Origin of the sequence: Paracoccus sp. TOH, assembly GCF_030388245.1 — a bacterium.
In the GTDB taxonomy this organism is placed as follows: Bacteria; Pseudomonadota; Alphaproteobacteria; order Rhodobacterales; family Rhodobacteraceae; genus Paracoccus; species Paracoccus simplex.
In genome coordinates this window covers 264486-280813 of sequence record NZ_CP098360.1, presented here as the reverse complement: position 1 = coordinate 280813, position 16328 = coordinate 264486, and the positions used below count along the sequence as shown (strand labels likewise).

The window sequence follows — 16328 nt, the reverse complement described above, 5'->3', positions numbered from 1 at the left end:
TGCCGGTCGCTTCTGTTGAAGCGGCCCGAACCCTCAGGCTGGGTGACGACGAAGGGCTGGTCCGGAATGCAAGACAACAACCGCAACCTTATCCTGGCGATGGTGCTTTCGGCCCTCGTCATGCTCGTCTGGTCGATCTTCTTCGCCCCCGAGCCGGCGCCGCCCGCGCAGGATGGGGCGCAGACCACGACGCAAGGGACCGGGCAGGGCACCACGGGGCAAGGCGCCGCGCCCGGCACGGGCAGTCCGGCGGCGCCTGGCGCCGCGCCGCAGGGCGCCGCCCCGGCTCTGGCGGCCGATGCGGCGACCAGCGCCGATCCCTCGGCCAAGGCCGGCCGGGTGAAGATCGAGTCGCCCTCGCTTGCCGGCACCATCTCGCTGGCGGGGGGGCGGATCGACGATCTGGAACTGACCGGCTATCACGAGACGCTGGACCCCGGTTCGCCCTTCGTGCGGCTGCTTTCGCCCACCGCCAAGCCCGAGCTGCAGGCCCAGGGCAGCCCGGTCGCGCCGGGCGGCGACACCCAGCTTGCGGTGCAGAAACCCTATTACGCCGTCTATGGCTGGATGCCCGCCGCCGGCACCGATCCGGCGCTGGTCCCCGGCCCGGCCACGCTGTGGGCCATCGAATCCGGCTCGACCCTCGCGCCCGGCCAGCCGGTCACGCTGCGCTGGGACAACGGCGCGGGGCAGATCTTCCGCCGCATCTACGAGCTTGACGACAAGTTCCTGTTCACCGTGACGCAATCGGTCGAGAACACCGGCTCGGCGCCGTTCTCGGCCGCGCCCTACGGCATCCTCGCCCGCCACGGCAAGCCCGATACCCAGAACTTCTTCGTGCTGCACGAAGGCATCGTCGGCATGACCGACGGCAAGCTTCTGGAGGAGAAATACAAGAACCTGCCCGATCTCGCCGCGCTGCCGGGCGAGGGGCCGGCGCAGCTGATCGAGGTCCAGGAAAACGGCTGGATCGGCTTTACCGACAAGTACTGGATGACGACGCTGGCCCCCGCGCCGGGCAATCCCTTCACGGCGGTGGTGAAATACGCCCCCGGCGCCGACATCTACCAGGCCGAGACGCGCATGCCGGTGCAGACCGTCGCCCCCGGCGCCACCGGCACCAGCGCCAGCCACCTGTTCGCCGGCGCCAAGGTCTGGGAGGTCATCAACGGCTATCAGGAAAATCCCGGCATCGACCGTTTCGTCGATTCCATCGACTGGGGCTGGTTCTACTTCCTGACCAAGCCGATCTTCCGCCTGCTGCACTGGCTGCACGGCATGATCGGCAACATGGGCTGGGCGATCATCGCGTTGACCTTCGTGCTGAAGCTGCTGGTCTTCCCGCTGGCGCGCAGATCCTACATCTCGATGGCCAAGATGAAGGAATTGCAGCCGGAAATGGAGGCGATCAAGGGCCGCATCGGCGACGACCGGATGAAATACCAGAAAGAGGTGATGGAGCTCTACAAGCGCGAGAAGGTGAACCCCGCCGCGGGCTGTTTGCCGGTGCTGCTGCAGATCCCGATCTTCTTCTCGCTCTACAAGGTGATCTTCGTCACCATCGAGCTGCGGCATGCGCCCTGGATCGGCTGGATCCGCGACCTTTCGGCGCCGGACCCGTCCAGCCTGTGGAACCTTTTCGGCCTGCTGCCCTGGGCGACGCCGGGACAGGGCAGCTTCCTGCACAGCTTCACCCTGCCGATCCTCGCCATCCTGCTGGGCATCTCGATGTGGATGCAGCAGAAGCTGAACCCGGCCCCGGCCGATCCGGCGCAGAAGATGATCTTCGCCTGGATGCCCTGGATCTTCATGTTCATGCTGGGCGGCTTCGCCTCGGGCCTGGTGCTGTACTGGATCACCAACAACACCATCACCATCCTGCAGCAATACACGATCATGTCGATGCATGGCCACCGCCCCGACCTGTTCGGCAACATCCGCTCCAGCCTGCCGGCACGATCCAAGGCGGCCGGTGACAAGGGCAAGCCCGGGGACAAGGGCGGCAAATGACCGGCCGCATCGCCCGGATCCGCCGGCACCCGATCAAGGCGATCGGCGGCGAGGACCTGCGCCGCGCCCGCCTGGCCGCGGCGCGGCGGCTGCCGGGCGACCGGCTCTGGGCGCTGCTGACCGAGGGCGGCGAGCGTCACGCCGGCGACGTGCCGCAGCGTTGGCTGCCCAAGTCCTGCTTTCTGCGCGGCGCCGCATCGGCCGGGCTGCAGGCGGTGCAGGGCGGCTGGGGCGAGGGTGCGGAGGACGGGCGGATCCGCCTGACCCATCCTGACCTGGCCGATCTGGACTTCGACCCCGAGACCGAGGGCGCGCGGCTGGTGGACTGGGTCCGCCCGCTCTGGTCCGAGGGCAAGCCTGGCCCCACCCGTCTGGTGCGGGGGCCGACCGGCTGGACCGATGTGAATCAGCCCTGGATCTCCATCCTGTCGCTGTCGAGCCTGGCCGACCTGGAATCGCGGCTGGGGATGGCTCTGGGCATCGAACGCTGGCGTGGCAATCTGTGGCTGGACGGCTGGGCCCCCTATGCCGAGCGCGATCTGATCGGCCATGTCCTGACCGTGGGCGAGGTCGAGCTGCGGGTGACCGAGACCATCGGCCGCTGCCCGGCGACCAGCGCCGACCCCGCGACCGGCCGCATCGACATCGCCATGCCCGAGGCGCTGGAGGCGCAATTCGGCCATCGCGACTTCGGCATCTATGCCGAGGTGGTGACCGGCGGCGAGATCGCGCTGGGGGACGAGGTGCGGGCATGAAGGTCGCCTTTCCCGTCGCCCCCGAGCCCGATGCCGAGGTGGCCGAGGCGGCGCGCAAGCTGTTCGCCGGGCCGGTCGATTTCCTCAAGGGCGTGGTCGCCATGGACGGGCTGCCGCCCGCCGACCGGCCCGAGATCTGCTTCGCCGGCCGCTCGAACGTCGGCAAGTCCAGTCTGATCAACGCGCTGACCGGCCGGAACGGGCTGGCGCGGGCTTCGAACACGCCGGGCCGCACGCAGGAGATCAACTATTTCACCCTGGGCGACCAGGCCTATCTGGTGGACCTGCCCGGCTATGGCTTCGCCAGGGCCCCGGTGGCGGTGGTGGCGAAATGGCAGGCGCTGCTGAAGAACTACCTGGCCGGCCGGCCGACGCTGCGCCGGGCCTTTGCGCTGATCGATTCGCGCCATGGCGTGAAGGATGTCGATCACGAGATCATGAAGCTGCTCGACCGTTCGGCCGTGCCCTTCCAGGTGGTGCTGACCAAGGCCGACAAGATCGGCGCCCAGGCGATGGAGGCCACCGTCGCGCAGGTGCAGGAGGCGCTGCAGAAGCATCCCGCCGCCTACCCCGAGCTTGTGGTCACAAGCTCGGACAAGGGGCAGGGCATCGCCACGCTGCGCGCCATCATCGCCGGTCTCGACTGAATCGAATCTTGACCGGGCCGCTCTGGACTGATCGGCACCGGCGTCCTAGGGTCGGGCGCGACGAACAGGGGCCTTCGATGAGAAAGCAGAAGATGAACCGTGACTGGATCGCCACCGCCCGCACTCTGTCCGAGGCCCTGCCTTACATGCAGCGCTATTCCGGCGCTGTGGTGGTGGTGAAGTTCGGCGGCAATGCCATGGGCGACGACGAGGCCATGGCGGAATTCGCCCGCGACATCGTGCTGATGAAACAGGTCGGCATCCACCCGGTCGTGGTCCATGGCGGCGGCCCGATGATCAACGACCTGCTGGGCAAGCTGGGCATCGAAAGCCGTTTCGTGCGCGGCAAGCGCGTCACCACCCGCGAGACCGTCGAGGTGGTCGAAATGGTGCTGTCCGGCCTGGTCAACAAGCGCATCGTGCAGGCGATCAACGATGCCGGCGGCCGCGCTGTCGGCATTTCCGGCAAGGACGACGACCTGATAGTCTGCGAGCCGGACGACCCCGAACTGGGCTTCGTCGGCCGCCCGGTCGAGATGAACGTCCAGATCATCCGCGACCTCTACAATGCCGGGCTGATCCCGGTCATCGCCCCGGTGGCGACGGGGATGGAGGATAACGAGACCTTCAACGTCAACGGCGACACCGCCGCCGGCGCCATTGCCGGGGCGCTCAAGGCCGACCGGCTGCTGCTGCTGACCGATGTCTCGGGGGTCAAGGACGCCTCGGGCGAGGTGGTGACCGCGATGCATCCCGACCAGGTGCGGGCGATGATCGCCGACGGCACCATCGCCGGCGGCATGATCCCCAAGACCGAGACCGCGCTGAAGGCGCTGGAGGAGGGCGTGCGCGCCGTGGTGATCCTGGACGGGCGGGTGGCGAATGCCTGCCTGCTGGAGCTGTTCACCGAACATGGCGCCGGTTCGCTGATCCGCTCGACCGAGCCGCGGGTCAAGCCGCGCGGCTTGCGCCAGGGCGATAGCGGGCTGTAGAATCGGGGCGGCCGGCCCGGCGAAAAGAGTGGTTGCCCGCGCGGCGGAAGCTGTGGCAGGCTCGGTCCCGTTGCCCAACCTTAACCGTATGGCCGAAAAGGCAATTCGATGACCCCTCCCGGACACTGCCGTCTGATCCTGACCCGCCATGCGAAATCGTCCTGGGACGATCCGGCGCAACCGGATCACGACCGGCCGCTGAACGCTCGCGGCCGCCGCTCGGCCCGCGAGCTGGGTGACTGGCTGGCCAGCCGCGGCTATGAACCCGAGGAAGTGCTGTGCTCGACCGCCGAGCGCACGCGCGAAACCTGGGCCGGCATCGCCATGGCGCCGCTGGAGGTGCGGCCGCAGATCCGTTACGAACCGGGCCTTTACCACGCCACGCCCGAGAAGATGCTGGAGATCCTGCGCAGCGCCTCGGCCCCGACGGTGATGATGATCGGCCACAATCCCGGCATCGCCGAATTCGCCGCCATGCTGCCGGCGCGGGCGCCGCTGGACCCGGATTTCCGCCGCTATCCGACCGCGGCGACGTTGGTGGTCGATTTCCAGATCGACAACTGGTCCGAGCTGCGCCCCGCGCAGGGCAGCGTACTGGATTTCGTGCGCATGGATGGGCGCGGCTAGCCCCCGGCCTTCTCAGCCCCGGGCCGCGGCGCGCATCTGCGTCACCACGCGGGCGGCGAACAGCCGCTCGACATCCTCGCCCCGGCACAGCTCGGTCGCTGGCGTCAGCACCGTGGCCGAGGCGGCGGCGGCGGCCAGCCCCAGCGCCTCGCCGACCGGCCAGCCGCGGGCATGGCCGAGCGTGAAGCCGGCCAGGAAACTGTCGCCGGCGCCGACCTTGCTGACCACCTGCACCCGCGCCGCCTCGGCATGCCAGATGCCCTGGTCGGTGGCGATGATGTTGCCGTCGCGACCGCGCGCCACGATCACCCCATGCGCCGCGCCCGAGGCGACGAGGCTGGCCGCGAAGGCGGCGGTGTCGGCGCGATAGGGCAGGGGCCGGCCGGCCAGCCCCTCGGCCTCGTCGTCATCCATGCGCAGGATCTCGACCCGGCGGTCGGTGGCGGCGGCGATCTCGGCCAGCGCCGGCCCCGAGGTGTCCACGATCAGCCGTGCGCCGCTGCCGCGCAGCCGCTCGGCCAGCAGGGCGGCAAAGCGGGCCGGCACGCCCGGCGGGTTCGAGCCCGACAGCACCACCAGCGCGCCGGGTCCGGCGGCGCCGGCGGCGGCCTCCAGCGCGGCCGCGACATCGGCCCTGGACCATTCCGGGCCGGGCATGACAAAGCGGTATTGCTGGCGGATGGTGCGGTCGTCCACGGTCAGGGACTGCCGGGTCTCGCCCGGCGCCGGCAGGGTCATCAGCGGGATGCCGGTTTCCGCCAGCAGTTCGGCGATGCGCTGGCCGGTGGCGCCGCCAAGCGCGACCAGCGCCGTGCTGTCGCCGCCCATGGCGCGGATCGCCCGGCTGACATTGATGCCGCCGCCGCCCGGGTCGACGCGCGGCGCCGCGCAGCGCAGCTTGATGTCGGGCACCACGCGCTCGGCGGCGGTGGTGACGTCAAGCGCGGGGTTCAGGGTGATGGTCAGGATCGGCGCCTGGCCCATCATTCCCACCAGCGGTCGATGGCGGCGATGTCGTCGTCGGACCAGCCGAAATGATGGGCGAATTCATGGACCACGACATGCGCGACCAGCTGGCCCAGGGTCACGTCGCCGCGCGAGGCCCATTCGTCCAGGATGGCGCGGCGGAACAGCCAGACCGTATCGGGGAAATGCTGCGGCTCGCTGGCGGATTTCTCGGTCATCGGCACGCCGTCGTAAAGCCCGGTCAGCTCCAGCGGGTCGTCGATCTCCAGCTCGTCCAGGAATTCCTCGCTGGCGAAATCCTCGATGCGCAGCACCACCTGCGCGGCGGGACCGGCGAATTCCGGCGGCAGCCCGGCGATGGCCTCGCGCGCCAGTTCCTCGATCATGGCCGCGTCGGGGGCCTCGGCGTCTTTCCAGTCAAGCATCGGCTCACCTCGTCTTTGGTCCCGATATGGACAAAAACCGCCGTTTGTGAAAGAGCGAAGCCGACAGGAGACCTCCCATGACCACCACCCGTTTCGCCCCATCGCCCACCGGCCATATCCATGTCGGCAACCTGCGCACGGCGCTGATGAACTATCTGATCGCGCGCAAGGCGGGCGGCACCTTCATCCTGCGCCTGGACGATACCGACCGCGAGCGGTCGAAGCAGGAATATGCCGACGGCATCCAGCGCGACCTGGAATGGCTGGGCCTGACCTGGGACCGGATCGAGCGCCAGTCGGACCGCCTGGACCGCTATGCCGAGGCGGCGCAGGGCCTGCGCGAGGCCGGGCGGCTCTACGAGGTGTTCGAAACCCCGACCGAGCTGGACCTGAAGCGCAAGAAGCAGCTCAACATGGGCAAGCCGCCGGTCTATGACCGCGCCGGGCTGAAGCTCTCGGCCGAGGACAAGGACAGGCTGCGCGCCGAGGGCCGCGACGGCTACTGGCGCTTCCTGCTGGATCAGGAGCGGATCGAGTGGACCGACGGCATCCTGGGCGACATTTCCATCGACGCGGCCAGCGTTTCCGACCCGGTGCTGATCCGCGCCGACGGGCAGGTGCTTTACACCTTCGCGAGCTCCGTCGATGACGCCGACATGGCGGTCACGCATATCGTGCGCGGCGCCGACCATGTGACCAATACCGCGACCCAGATCCAGATCATCCGCGCGCTGGGGTCCGAGCCGCCGGCCTTTGCCCATCACAGCCTGCTGACCGGGGCCCAGGGCGAGGAGCTGTCCAAGCGCCTGGGCGTGCTGGCGATCAAGGATCTGCGCGAAAACGGCGTGGCGCCCGAGGCGCTTCTGTCGCTGATGGCGCGGCTGGGCTCCTCGCAGCCGGTTGAGTTGAGGATGTCGCTGGACGAGCTGGCCGAGGGGTTCGAGCTGTCGCAATTCGGCGCCTCGCCGACCAAGTTCGACGCCGAGGATCTGTGGCCGCTGACGCGCGAGGCGAACCAGGCGCGCCCCTTTGCCGAGGTCAAGGACCGCATTGCCGCGCTTGGCGTGCCCGATGCGCTGGCCGAGCGGTTCTGGCGCGTCGCCTCGCAGAACATCACCAAGCTGGACGATCTGGCCGGCTGGTGGGAGATCTTCTCGGAAGGCGCCGAGCCGCAGGTCGATGCCGAGGACGCCGATTTCATCGCCGAGGCGATGAAGCTGCTGCCGCCGCCGCCCTATACCGAAACAAGCTGGGGCGAGTTCACCAATGCGGTGAAGGCGGCGACCGGCCGCAAGGGCAAGGGCCTGTTCATGCCGCTGCGCAAGGCCCTGACCGGCCAGCCGCATGGGCCGGACATGTCCGAGGTGATGCCGCTGCTGCAGGTGGTGCGCGCCCGGACCTGACGACGCCGCCAGTTCACGCAAAAAGGCCGCCTTGGGCGGCCTTTTTCATTTTGGGATGCCGTGCAGCCAAGGGTCGGGCCCATTTGGCTGTTTTGTTGCGATCCAGCGATGGCGCGCTATCGCCAAGGGGGACTCCGGCGCCAATCTGGCGGCAGGAACAGTCGCCCCGGCGGGGAGGAATCCGGCGACGGACGGCGGATTCACAACCGGGCGGGCGCAGTACGGCGCGCCCGCCCGGTCAGGTTTGAACAGGTAACAAAGAACCGCTTACCAAGTTTAACAAACAACCACTTACGGAACACCGCCTGTATGCCCTGCCGGCGTGAGGAAGGGAATATGTCCATAAGTTAGGTATTATTTGCTGACCTAATTTCGGCAATGCGATGATTTCCCGGGCATCACGGCCGGCGGTTGCGCAAAACCGCCTGGGGCGGGGGTGTCGGTCCCCAGGGTCGGCCGCCGGCCGCCCCCTCAAAAAGCGCGATTGGTCCATGTTTGCCGTGGCGCGTTCCGCCGCCGAAGGCCGGGTGGGCGGCAGCGGAAAGCACGCTCATCCGCTGCCGCTTTCCGCCGGCGGCGCCGGCCGGCTTTCCGCCTGCCGGATCGCCCGCAACAGCGCCAAAACCCGCCTTCCTCCTTGCTATGGGCGGCGAAATCCCCTAGCTAGCGCGCTGAAACAGGCGGGGGCGCGGGGCAAGGGCTTCGTCGCCGGAATGGAGGGCTGGCCTTCCTGCCGCGGCATGGTTGGATGAAGGAAGACAAATGCAGGTCAAGGAAACCCAGAACGAAGGGCTGAAGCGGGGCTATGAGTTCACCCTGCCGGCGGCCGATCTGGCGACGCAGGTGGATGCGAAGCTGAAAGAGGCGCAGCCCGAGGTCGAGATGAAGGGCTTCCGCAAGGGCAAGGTGCCGATGGCGCTGCTGAAGAAGCAGTTCGGCCAGCGCGTCATTGGCGACGCCATGCAGGAAGCCATCGACCAGGCGCTGCGCGCCCATCTGGAGAAATCCGGCGACCGTCCTGCCGTCCAGCCGAAGATCGAGATGGTCAATGGCGAAACCTGGAAAGAGGGCGACGATGTCGTCGTCACCGTCGCCTACGAGGCCCTGCCCGAGATCCCGGAAGCCGACCTGTCGGGCATCGAGCTTGAGCGGCTGGTCGTCTCGGCCAGCGACGAGCAGGTGAACGAGGCGCTGGAGAACCTGGCCAAGAACGCCCAGTCCTTTGATGACCGCAAGAAGGGCAGCAAGGCCAAGGACGGCGACCAGGTCGTGATCGACTTCAAGGGCATGGTCGATGGCGAGGCCTTCGAGGGCGGCACCGCCGAGGACTATCCGCTGGTGCTGGGCTCGGGCAGCTTCATCCCCGGCTTCGAGGAGCAGCTGGTCGGCGCGAAAGCCGGCGACGAGGTCAAGGTCGAGGTCAAGTTCCCCGAGGAATACGGCGCCCCGCATCTGGCCGGCAAGGATGCCGTCTTCGAGACCACGGTGAAGGCGGTCAAGGCCCCCAAACCGGCCGAGCTGGACGACGAGCTGGCGAAGAAATTCGGCGCCGAAAGCCTGGACGCCCTAAAGGGCCAGATCCGCGAGCGGCTGGAGGCCGAGTTCAAGGGCGCGTCGCGCCAGGTGCTGAAGCGCGCGCTGCTGGACAAGCTGGACGCGCTGGTCAAGTTCGACCTGCCCGAATCGCTGGTCGAGGCCGAGGCGCATCAGATCGCGCACCAGCTCTGGCACGAGGAGCACCCGGAGGAGCACGGCCATAACCATGGCGAGATCGAGCCCACCGAGGAGCACAAGTCGCTGGCCGAGCGCCGGGTCCGCCTGGGCCTGCTGCTGGCCGAGATCGGCCAGAAGGCCGAGATCACCGTGTCGGATCAGGAGATGACCCAGGCCGTGCTGCGCCAGGCCCGCCAGTTCCCGGGCCAGGAACGCGCCTTCTTCGAGTTCATCCAGCAGAATCCGCAGGCCCAGCAGCAGCTGCGCGCGCCGATCTTCGAAGACAAGGTCGTCGACCATATCGTCGAAGGCGCCAAGGTCGCGGACAAGGACGTGACCAAGGAAGAGCTGGAAAAGGCCATCGAGGCGCTGGACCAGGCCTGATCCGGTCCCGCCATCTATGCGAAAGGCCGGCCCCTCGGGGCCGGCCTTTTTCCATGCAGAAAGAGCGGGCTGCGGCGGCTGCAGGATCCGGAAAGCGGCGCTTCATCGCGCCGTGTCCCGCCGCGACAGCCAGCGCCTTTGAAGCTCAAAGCCGGTGGGTGCGCGGGTCGTGGTCGGCCGGGCCTTCGGGCTCCGGTCCCTCCATCGGGTCATGCAGCAGCGGGTCGTCGCGCAGATCGGGCATATGCGCGCCGTGCCGGTCATCCGGCTGCGGATGGCGCGGCCTTGGTGTATCGGCCTCCTCGCGGCCCTGACGGCCGAAGATACCCTGAGCCAGAGCGGCGGCATCGCCGAACTCCTGCATGATGGTCGTGGCCTGACCGGCGACCGAGCGGAACCCGGCCATGGCGGAACTGACCGAACGCATGACGCTTTCGACGCCCTGGGCCAGGCTGGCGGTATTCGCGTCGACCTCTTGCATCAGGCTCTGGCGCGGCTGCCGGCGGGGACGGGGCCGGCCGCGCTCGGCCTCGGCACGGATGCGCGCGGCTTCGCGGGCCGCTTCGGCCTCGCGTTGAAGGGTGCGCCGGCGCATGGCCTCGCGCTCGGCCTGGTCCATCTCGGCGAAGCGCGGGGCGAGGCTGCCGCGTCGCCGGGGCGGCTCGTCTTCCGACAGCAGGTCGATGACCCGGCGCGCCGCGATCACCGTGCCGGCGGTCAGTGCCGCCGCGGCCAGGGTGGTGCCGCCCCAGGTCAGCCATTTCGCACCGCGCGACGGGTGCGGCCAGGGGCGGGTGCCATCGGGCGAGACATCGCCATGCGGCGGGATGCGCCGCGACTCGTGATGGGCGGCAGGGCGGCGATGGCCCTCGGGCACCGGGCGGGGGCCGAAGCGGGTTTCGCTGGTCACGTCGGCTTCGGTATGGTCTGCGGGCGGCTCGTCCTGGGAGCGCATGGCGGGAATTCCTTTCGCGATGGGGCGCTTGGCGACTAAACCCCGCAACCCGCACGAATGTTCCGGCCCCGGCGGGGCTTGTGCAAGCGCATTTTGCGCCGGCCAGCGGACATGAAAAAACGCGCCGGGTCGCGGCGCGTTCTTCCGGTTCGGTGGGAAGGCGCGATCAGTTCGCGGCTTCATCCTCGTCGCGACCGGCCGAGCCGATTTCGTCGAACAGCTCGGCGATCTCGAAATCGGCGGCGGCATCGGCTTCGGCGGCCAGTTCCTGGATCGACTTGCCCGAGGCTTGCAGCTCGGCTTCCTCGGCCGAACGGGCGATGTTCAGCTTGATGGTCACGTCGACTTCCGGGTGCAGGTGCACGCGGACCTCGTGCAGACCCAGATCCTTGATCGGACCGGTCAGCACGACCTGGCGGCGCTCGATGGCGAAGCCCTCGGCATTGGCGACATCGGCGGCGTCACGCGGGGTGACCGAGCCGTAGAGCGCGCCGGCATCCGAGGCCGAGCGGATGATGACGAAGGTCTGGCCGTCCAGCTTCGCGGCCAGCTTCTCGGCCTCGCTGCGGCTTTCGTCGTTGCGGGCGGCGAGTTCCGCCTTGCGCTCATCAAAGGCCTTGATGTTGGCTTCCGAGGCGCGCAGCGCCTTGCCCTGCGGCAGCAGATAGTTGCGCGCGAAGCCCTCTTTGACCTTCACGACTTCGCCCATCTGGCCCAGCTTGGCCACACGTTCCAGCAGGATGACTTGCATGATCGTCTCTCCTTACTTCACGGCATAGGGAAGCAGGGCGAGGAAGCGGGCGCGCTTGATGGCGCGCGCCAGTTCACGCTGCTTCTTGGCCGAGACGGCGGTGATGCGCGAGGGCACGATCTTGCCGCGTTCGCTGATGTAGCGCTGCAGCAGACGGGTGTCCTTGTAGTCGATGGCGGGGGCGTTGTCGCCCGAGAAGGGGCAGACTTTCCGGCGGCGGAAGAAGGGTTTGTTGGCCATGATCCTGGTTCCTTTCCCTTAGTTCCGGTCGTCGCGGTCGCGACGCTCGCGGCGTTCGCCGCGGTCGCCGTCACGGTCGCGGCGCTCGCCACGGTCACCACGATCGCCGCGCTCGCGCTCGTCGCGCTTCTGCATCTGGATCGAGGGGCCGTCCTTGTGCTCGTCGACGCGGACCGTCAGCACGCGCATGACGTCGTCATGCAGGCGGGCCAGGCGCTCCATCTCCTGCACGGCGGCCGAGGGCGCGTCCGAACGCAGGAAGGCGTAATGGCCCTTGCGGTTCTTGTTGATCTTGTAGGCGAGGGTGCGCACACCCCAATATTCGTTGTCGACCACCTTGCCGCCATTGTCGGCGAGAACGGTGGAGAAGTGTTCGATCAGCCCCTCGGCCTGCGTGTTCGACAGGTCCTGGCGGGCGATCAGCACATGCTCGTAAAGCGGCATGTCTGCACCTTTTTTCAGGGCGCACTTCAACGGCGGGACAACCCTTCCGCGCCCCGCCACGAGAGGCTGCGCCGGTTTCGCATTTGCGGAAGGATGCGGCCTTATAGCGATCATGCCGCCGGATGCAAGGCAAAACGCCCGCAAGGCCCGCATATTCGCCGGTGCGGCGACACTGTTTCCGCGCCGCGGCGAAACACGAAATTGTCAGGCAAATGCAAGGAAACCTTTGTTGATATTGGGGCATTTCCTGTGGGAACCGTTCATGAGAAATTTAATCAGGAGTCCAGCATGAAAGCCGTCTTCACCTCTTTCGCCGCGGTTGCCGTCCTTGGCGCCGGGGCCGCCATGGCCGCGCCGGTGCAGTATGATTTCGACCCGGCGCATAGCCAGGTGGTGTTTGACTACGATCACATGGGGTTCTCGACCAGCACCGGCATCATCAACGGCGTGACCGGCAAGCTGATGCTGGATGCCGAGAACCCGGCCAATTCCAGCGTCGAGGCGACCATCCCGCTTTCCGGCCTGCGCACCCCCTCGCCTGAGCTGGACAAGCACCTGTTCGGGGCGGATTTCTTCAACACCGATGCGGCCGGCGCGGTGGCGACCTTCAAATCCACCAAGGTCGAGCTTGATGGCGACAAGGAGGCCAAGGTCACCGGCGATCTGACGCTGAACGGCGTGACCAAGCCGGTGGTGCTGGATGTGGACCTGAATCAGGTCGCCGCCCATCCGATGGTCGGCAAGGAGGCCGCCGGTTTCGACGCCGAGGCCGAGATCAAGCGCACCGAGTTCAACCTGGGCAAGTTCGCCCCGGCGGTCGAGGACGAGGTGGAGATCAAGATCACCGTCGAGGCCGTGAAGGCCGAATGAGCCGCCCGAGGGCGACATGAGGAAAGGGGCCGCACGGCCCCTTTTTTCTTTTTCTCCAGCCTGTTGGAGACTCTTCCTGCAGCGAAGCCCAAGCGCCGCGCGCCGGCCCTGTGATGCCTCTGCAGGGCGCGGCGTGCCTTGATCTGGGTCGCGGTTCCGCCTTGCCGGCCGCGGATGCAGCGGCTAATCCCCTGTCATGCTGCCGCAGGACCGCCTTTCCCAGATCGTCGAGCGTTTCGAATATCTCGAGGCGCTGCTCAATGCCGGCCCGGCGCCCGACGAGATCGCCGGCATCAGCCGCGAATATGCCGAGCTGAAGCCGGTGGTGGCGCAGATCGCCGAATGGCGCGCGGCTCTGGGCGGCATTGCCGAGGCCCAGGCCATGCTGGCCGATCCCGAGATGCGCGAGCTGGCCACCGACGAACTGGGCCGGCTGCGCGACCTGCTGCCCGGGCTGGAGCATGCGCTGCGCATCGCGCTTCTGCCGCGCGACGCCGCCGATGCCCGGCCGGCGATCCTGGAGATTCGTCCCGGCACCGGCGGCGAGGAGGCGGCGCTTTTCGCCGGCGACCTGCTGGCGATGTATCGCCGCTTCGCCGAATCGCAGGGCTGGCAGTTCCAACTACTCGAACTGGCCGAATCTGACCTGGGCGGCGTGCGCGAGGCGGTGGCGCGGATCGCGGGCGAGGGGGTCTTCGCCAAGCTGAAATACGAATCCGGCGTGCATCGCGTCCAGCGCGTGCCGGAAACGGAATCGGGCGGCCGCATCCACACCAGCGCCGCGACCGTCGCCGTGCTGCCCGAGGCCGAGGCGGTCGATATCGACATTCCTGCCGGCGACATCCGCATCGACACCATGCGCGCCAGTGGCGCCGGTGGCCAGCACGTCAACACCACCGATTCGGCGGTGCGCATCACCCACCTGCCGACCGGCATCGTGGTGACCAGCAGCGAAAAATCCCAGCACCAGAACCGCGCCAATGCCATGGCGGTGCTGCGGGCGCGGCTTTACGACATGGAGCGGTCGCGCGCCGATGCCGAACGTGCCGCCGACCGCAAGTCGCAGGTCGGCTCGGGCGACCGCTCCGAACGCATCCGCACCTATAATTTCCCGCAGGGCCGGATGACCGATCACCGCATCGGGCTGACGCTTTATTCGCTGGACCGGATCATGCAGGGCGAGATCGGCGAGATCGTCGATGCGCTGACCGCCCATGACCAGGCGGCGCGGCTGGCCGCGCAGGGAAGCTGATCCCATGGCCGCCGCGCCTTCCGGTGCCGAGGCCCTGCGCCGGGGCGCCGCGCTGCTGGTTGATGCCGGGGTGCCCGGCGCCGCCGAGGATGCGCGGCTGCTGCTGGCCCATGCTCTGGACCTGCCGCGCCACCACCTGGCCGCCGCGCTGGCCGCACCCTTGCCGGCCGAGGCGCTGCGCCGTTTCGACGCAGCCCTTGCGGCCCGCGCCGCGCGTCAGCCAGTCAGCCAGATCCTGGGGCGCCGCGCCTTCTGGAAGCATGAATTCCGCGTGACCCGCGACACGCTCGACCCGCGCCCCGAGACGGAAGCCCTGGTCGAGGCGGCGCTGGCCGAGCCCTTCGCCTCGGTGCTGGATCTGGGAACCGGCACGGGCGCCATCCTGATCTCGCTTCTGGCCGAACGGCCGGGCGTGCGCGGCGTGGCGACCGACATCTCGGCCGCGGCGCTGCAGGTGGCGCGGGACAATGCCGGGAGGATAGGGGTTGCCGCGGATTTCATCGAATCCGACTGGTTCGCGCGGGTGGAGGGGGAATATGATCTGATCGTCTCGAACCCGCCCTATATCGCGCTGGCCGAGATGGATCACCTGTCGCCCGAGGTTCGCGAATGGGAACCGCGCGGCGCTCTGACCGACGAGGCGGACGGGCTTTCCGCCTATCGGGCCATTGCCGCCGGCGCGCCCTTGTATCTGCGGCCCGGCGGCCGGCTGCTGGTCGAGATCGGCCCGACGCAGGGCCGGCAGGTGGCGGCGCTGATGCAGGCCGCGGGACTGGTGCAGCCGCGAATCCTGTCCGATCTGGACGGGCGCGACCGGGTGGTCGCCGCCCGCAAGCCCACCTGAGCCGGCAATGATCCGCGTGTTTTGCGGCATTCGACGAAATTTTTGCTTGTAAGCGGCGCGGCGGCGTGTTTATTCGCAACTGTGACGGGGGCGCTGCCCACGCACGGGTCAGCTATACTCAGATAACCCAGAAATTCCCTGGTAAAGCGGGAAACGGCCCTGCAGCCGCAACCCGGTCTGGCACCCGCCTTCGAGATGACCCCAACCTCAGCCGGCCGAAGCCGGACGAAAACTGACAAACAAGCTGATGAGATCATCCAAATCCCGTTCGCGTAACAAGTCGAACCGACAGCGTTCGCTGGGCAATATCGTCAACCGCGTCTTCGATTCCTCGGGCCCCGAGGGCAAGGTGCGCGGCACGCCCCAGCAGATCATCGAGAAATACCTGACGCTCGCCCGCGACGCCCAGCTTTCCAATGACCGGGTCGCCGAGCAGAGCTTCCTTCAGCATGCCGAGCATTACACCCGCCTGCTGGGCGAGGCGCAGCGCGAACAGGCGGAGCGCCAGAACCAGCAGCACCAGAGCCGCGACGACGATTTCCAGGACGGCAACGGCCAGACCGAGAACGGCCACGGCCAGAACGGCCAGCGCTATGAGCACCGCCAGGACCGGCCGGACCGCCAGGAGCGGCACGAACGCCGCGATGAGCGCCGCGACGACCGGCGGGAGGACCGCCGCGAAGAGCGTCAGACGTCCCGCCCCGCCGGCCCGGCGGAATCGGGCCTGCCGCCGGTGATCGCCTCGGACGAGGAAGCTGCCGGTCCGGTCGAGACCCCCGAGGCCGCTGCGGCCGTCGAGGCGCCCCAGACCGCCGAACCCGCTGCGGCGGAAACGCCGGCCGAACCGGCCGCCCCGGCCCGGAAACCGGCGGCCGAGAAGCGCGCCGCTGAAAAGCCTGCCGCCGCTGCTGAGGAACCCGCGGCCGAGACCGGCGAGGCCGCGCCCGCGCCGCGTCGGCGCACCCGCGCCGCGGCCGCCGGCGCCAGCACGACGCCGCGCGCGCCGCGCAGCCGCAAGAAGCCGGCCGAAAAGGCATCCGGCGAATAAGC

Annotated in this window: 17 protein-coding genes; 11 read left to right on the top strand and 6 right to left on the bottom strand. The window is 68.4% G+C overall.

Going from position 1 to position 16328, the window contains the following annotated elements:
* Positions 1 to 66: 66 nt before the first annotated feature.
* The 5 genes from yidC (at position 67) to NBE95_RS01300 (ending at position 5031) form a co-directional block, all read left to right on the top strand.
* The gene (gene yidC, locus NBE95_RS01320; protein WP_289894110.1) at positions 67 to 2010 is read left to right on the top strand and encodes a membrane protein insertase YidC; all 1944 of its coding nucleotides are present in this window, start codon (positions 67 to 69) and stop codon (positions 2008 to 2010) included.
* Positions 2007 to 2765, top strand: a complete 759-nt coding sequence (locus tag NBE95_RS01315) for an MOSC domain-containing protein (protein ID WP_289894109.1) — start codon at positions 2007 to 2009, stop codon at positions 2763 to 2765. Before yidC ends, NBE95_RS01315 begins: the two co-directional genes overlap by 4 nt.
* Positions 2762 to 3412 (top strand): ribosome biogenesis GTP-binding protein YihA/YsxC, encoded by a 651-nt coding sequence (yihA, locus tag NBE95_RS01310; RefSeq protein WP_289894108.1) that lies wholly within the window; start codon positions 2762 to 2764, stop codon positions 3410 to 3412. Before NBE95_RS01315 ends, yihA begins: the two co-directional genes overlap by 4 nt.
* Before the next feature lie 92 nt (positions 3413 to 3504).
* Entirely contained in the window at positions 3505 to 4404 is a 900-nt protein-coding gene (gene argB / locus NBE95_RS01305; protein ID WP_289894814.1) for an acetylglutamate kinase, read from the top strand.
* Positions 4405 to 4512: 108 nt separating this feature from the next.
* Positions 4513 to 5031, top strand: a complete 519-nt coding sequence (locus NBE95_RS01300) for a histidine phosphatase family protein (RefSeq protein ID WP_289894107.1) — start codon at positions 4513 to 4515, stop codon at positions 5029 to 5031.
* A 12-nt stretch (positions 5032 to 5043) separates the two neighbouring features.
* Here NBE95_RS01300 and NBE95_RS01295 read toward each other — a convergent pair whose 3' ends face one another.
* Both NBE95_RS01295 and NBE95_RS01290 read right to left on the bottom strand, forming a co-directional pair.
* Positions 5044 to 6015 carry a 1-phosphofructokinase family hexose kinase gene (locus tag NBE95_RS01295; protein ID WP_289894813.1) on the bottom strand — a complete coding sequence of 324 codons (972 nt, stop codon included), beginning with the start codon at positions 6013 to 6015 and terminating at the stop codon, positions 5044 to 5046.
* Positions 6015 to 6422 carry a metallopeptidase family protein gene (locus NBE95_RS01290; protein ID WP_289894106.1) on the bottom strand — a complete coding sequence of 136 codons (408 nt, stop codon included), beginning with the start codon at positions 6420 to 6422 and terminating at the stop codon, positions 6015 to 6017. The genes NBE95_RS01295 and NBE95_RS01290 overlap by 1 nt, the downstream gene beginning before the upstream one ends.
* A 77-nt stretch (positions 6423 to 6499) precedes the next feature.
* On the opposite strand from NBE95_RS01290, the gene gltX reads away from it, so the two are divergent.
* Together gltX and tig are read left to right on the top strand one after the other, a co-directional pair.
* Positions 6500 to 7825, top strand: a complete 1326-nt coding sequence (gltX, locus tag NBE95_RS01285; RefSeq protein ID WP_289894105.1) for a glutamate--tRNA ligase — start codon at positions 6500 to 6502, stop codon at positions 7823 to 7825.
* Positions 7826 to 8587: 762 nt separating this feature from the next.
* Positions 8588 to 9922, top strand: coding sequence for a trigger factor (gene tig, locus NBE95_RS01280; protein WP_289894104.1), 1335 nt, complete (start codon positions 8588 to 8590; stop codon positions 9920 to 9922).
* A 145-nt stretch (positions 9923 to 10067) separates the two neighbouring features.
* Here tig and NBE95_RS01275 read toward each other — a convergent pair whose 3' ends face one another.
* The 4 genes from NBE95_RS01275 to rpsF form a co-directional block, all read right to left on the bottom strand.
* On the bottom strand, positions 10068 to 10877 hold the full coding sequence (locus NBE95_RS01275; protein WP_289894103.1) for a hypothetical protein: 810 nt from the start codon (positions 10875 to 10877) through the stop codon (positions 10068 to 10070).
* Positions 10878 to 11043: 166 nt separating this feature from the next.
* Positions 11044 to 11628 (bottom strand): 50S ribosomal protein L9, encoded by a 585-nt coding sequence (rplI, locus tag NBE95_RS01270; protein ID WP_289894102.1) that lies wholly within the window; start codon positions 11626 to 11628, stop codon positions 11044 to 11046.
* A gap of 12 nt (positions 11629 to 11640) precedes the next feature.
* Entirely contained in the window at positions 11641 to 11868 is a 228-nt protein-coding gene (gene rpsR, locus NBE95_RS01265) for a 30S ribosomal protein S18 (protein WP_011747229.1), read from the bottom strand.
* An 18-nt stretch (positions 11869 to 11886) separates the two neighbouring features.
* On the bottom strand, positions 11887 to 12312 hold the full coding sequence (gene rpsF / locus NBE95_RS01260; RefSeq protein ID WP_289894101.1) for a 30S ribosomal protein S6: 426 nt from the start codon (positions 12310 to 12312) through the stop codon (positions 11887 to 11889).
* Positions 12313 to 12600: 288 nt separating this feature from the next.
* Between rpsF and NBE95_RS01255 the strand changes: the two genes are divergently transcribed.
* From NBE95_RS01255 to NBE95_RS01240, 4 genes are all read left to right on the top strand, one after another.
* Positions 12601 to 13182 carry a YceI family protein gene (locus NBE95_RS01255; protein ID WP_289894100.1) on the top strand — a complete coding sequence of 194 codons (582 nt, stop codon included), beginning with the start codon at positions 12601 to 12603 and terminating at the stop codon, positions 13180 to 13182.
* A 196-nt stretch (positions 13183 to 13378) separates the two neighbouring features.
* Positions 13379 to 14434, top strand: coding sequence for a peptide chain release factor 1 (gene prfA / locus NBE95_RS01250; protein WP_289894099.1), 1056 nt, complete (start codon positions 13379 to 13381; stop codon positions 14432 to 14434).
* A gap of 4 nt (positions 14435 to 14438) precedes the next feature.
* Positions 14439 to 15278 (top strand): peptide chain release factor N(5)-glutamine methyltransferase, encoded by an 840-nt coding sequence (gene prmC / locus NBE95_RS01245; RefSeq protein ID WP_289894097.1) that lies wholly within the window; start codon positions 14439 to 14441, stop codon positions 15276 to 15278.
* Between the two features lie 247 nt (positions 15279 to 15525).
* Positions 15526 to 16326, top strand: coding sequence for a DUF4167 domain-containing protein (locus NBE95_RS01240; protein ID WP_289894096.1), 801 nt, complete (start codon positions 15526 to 15528; stop codon positions 16324 to 16326).
* Positions 16327 to 16328 lie beyond the last annotated feature (2 nt).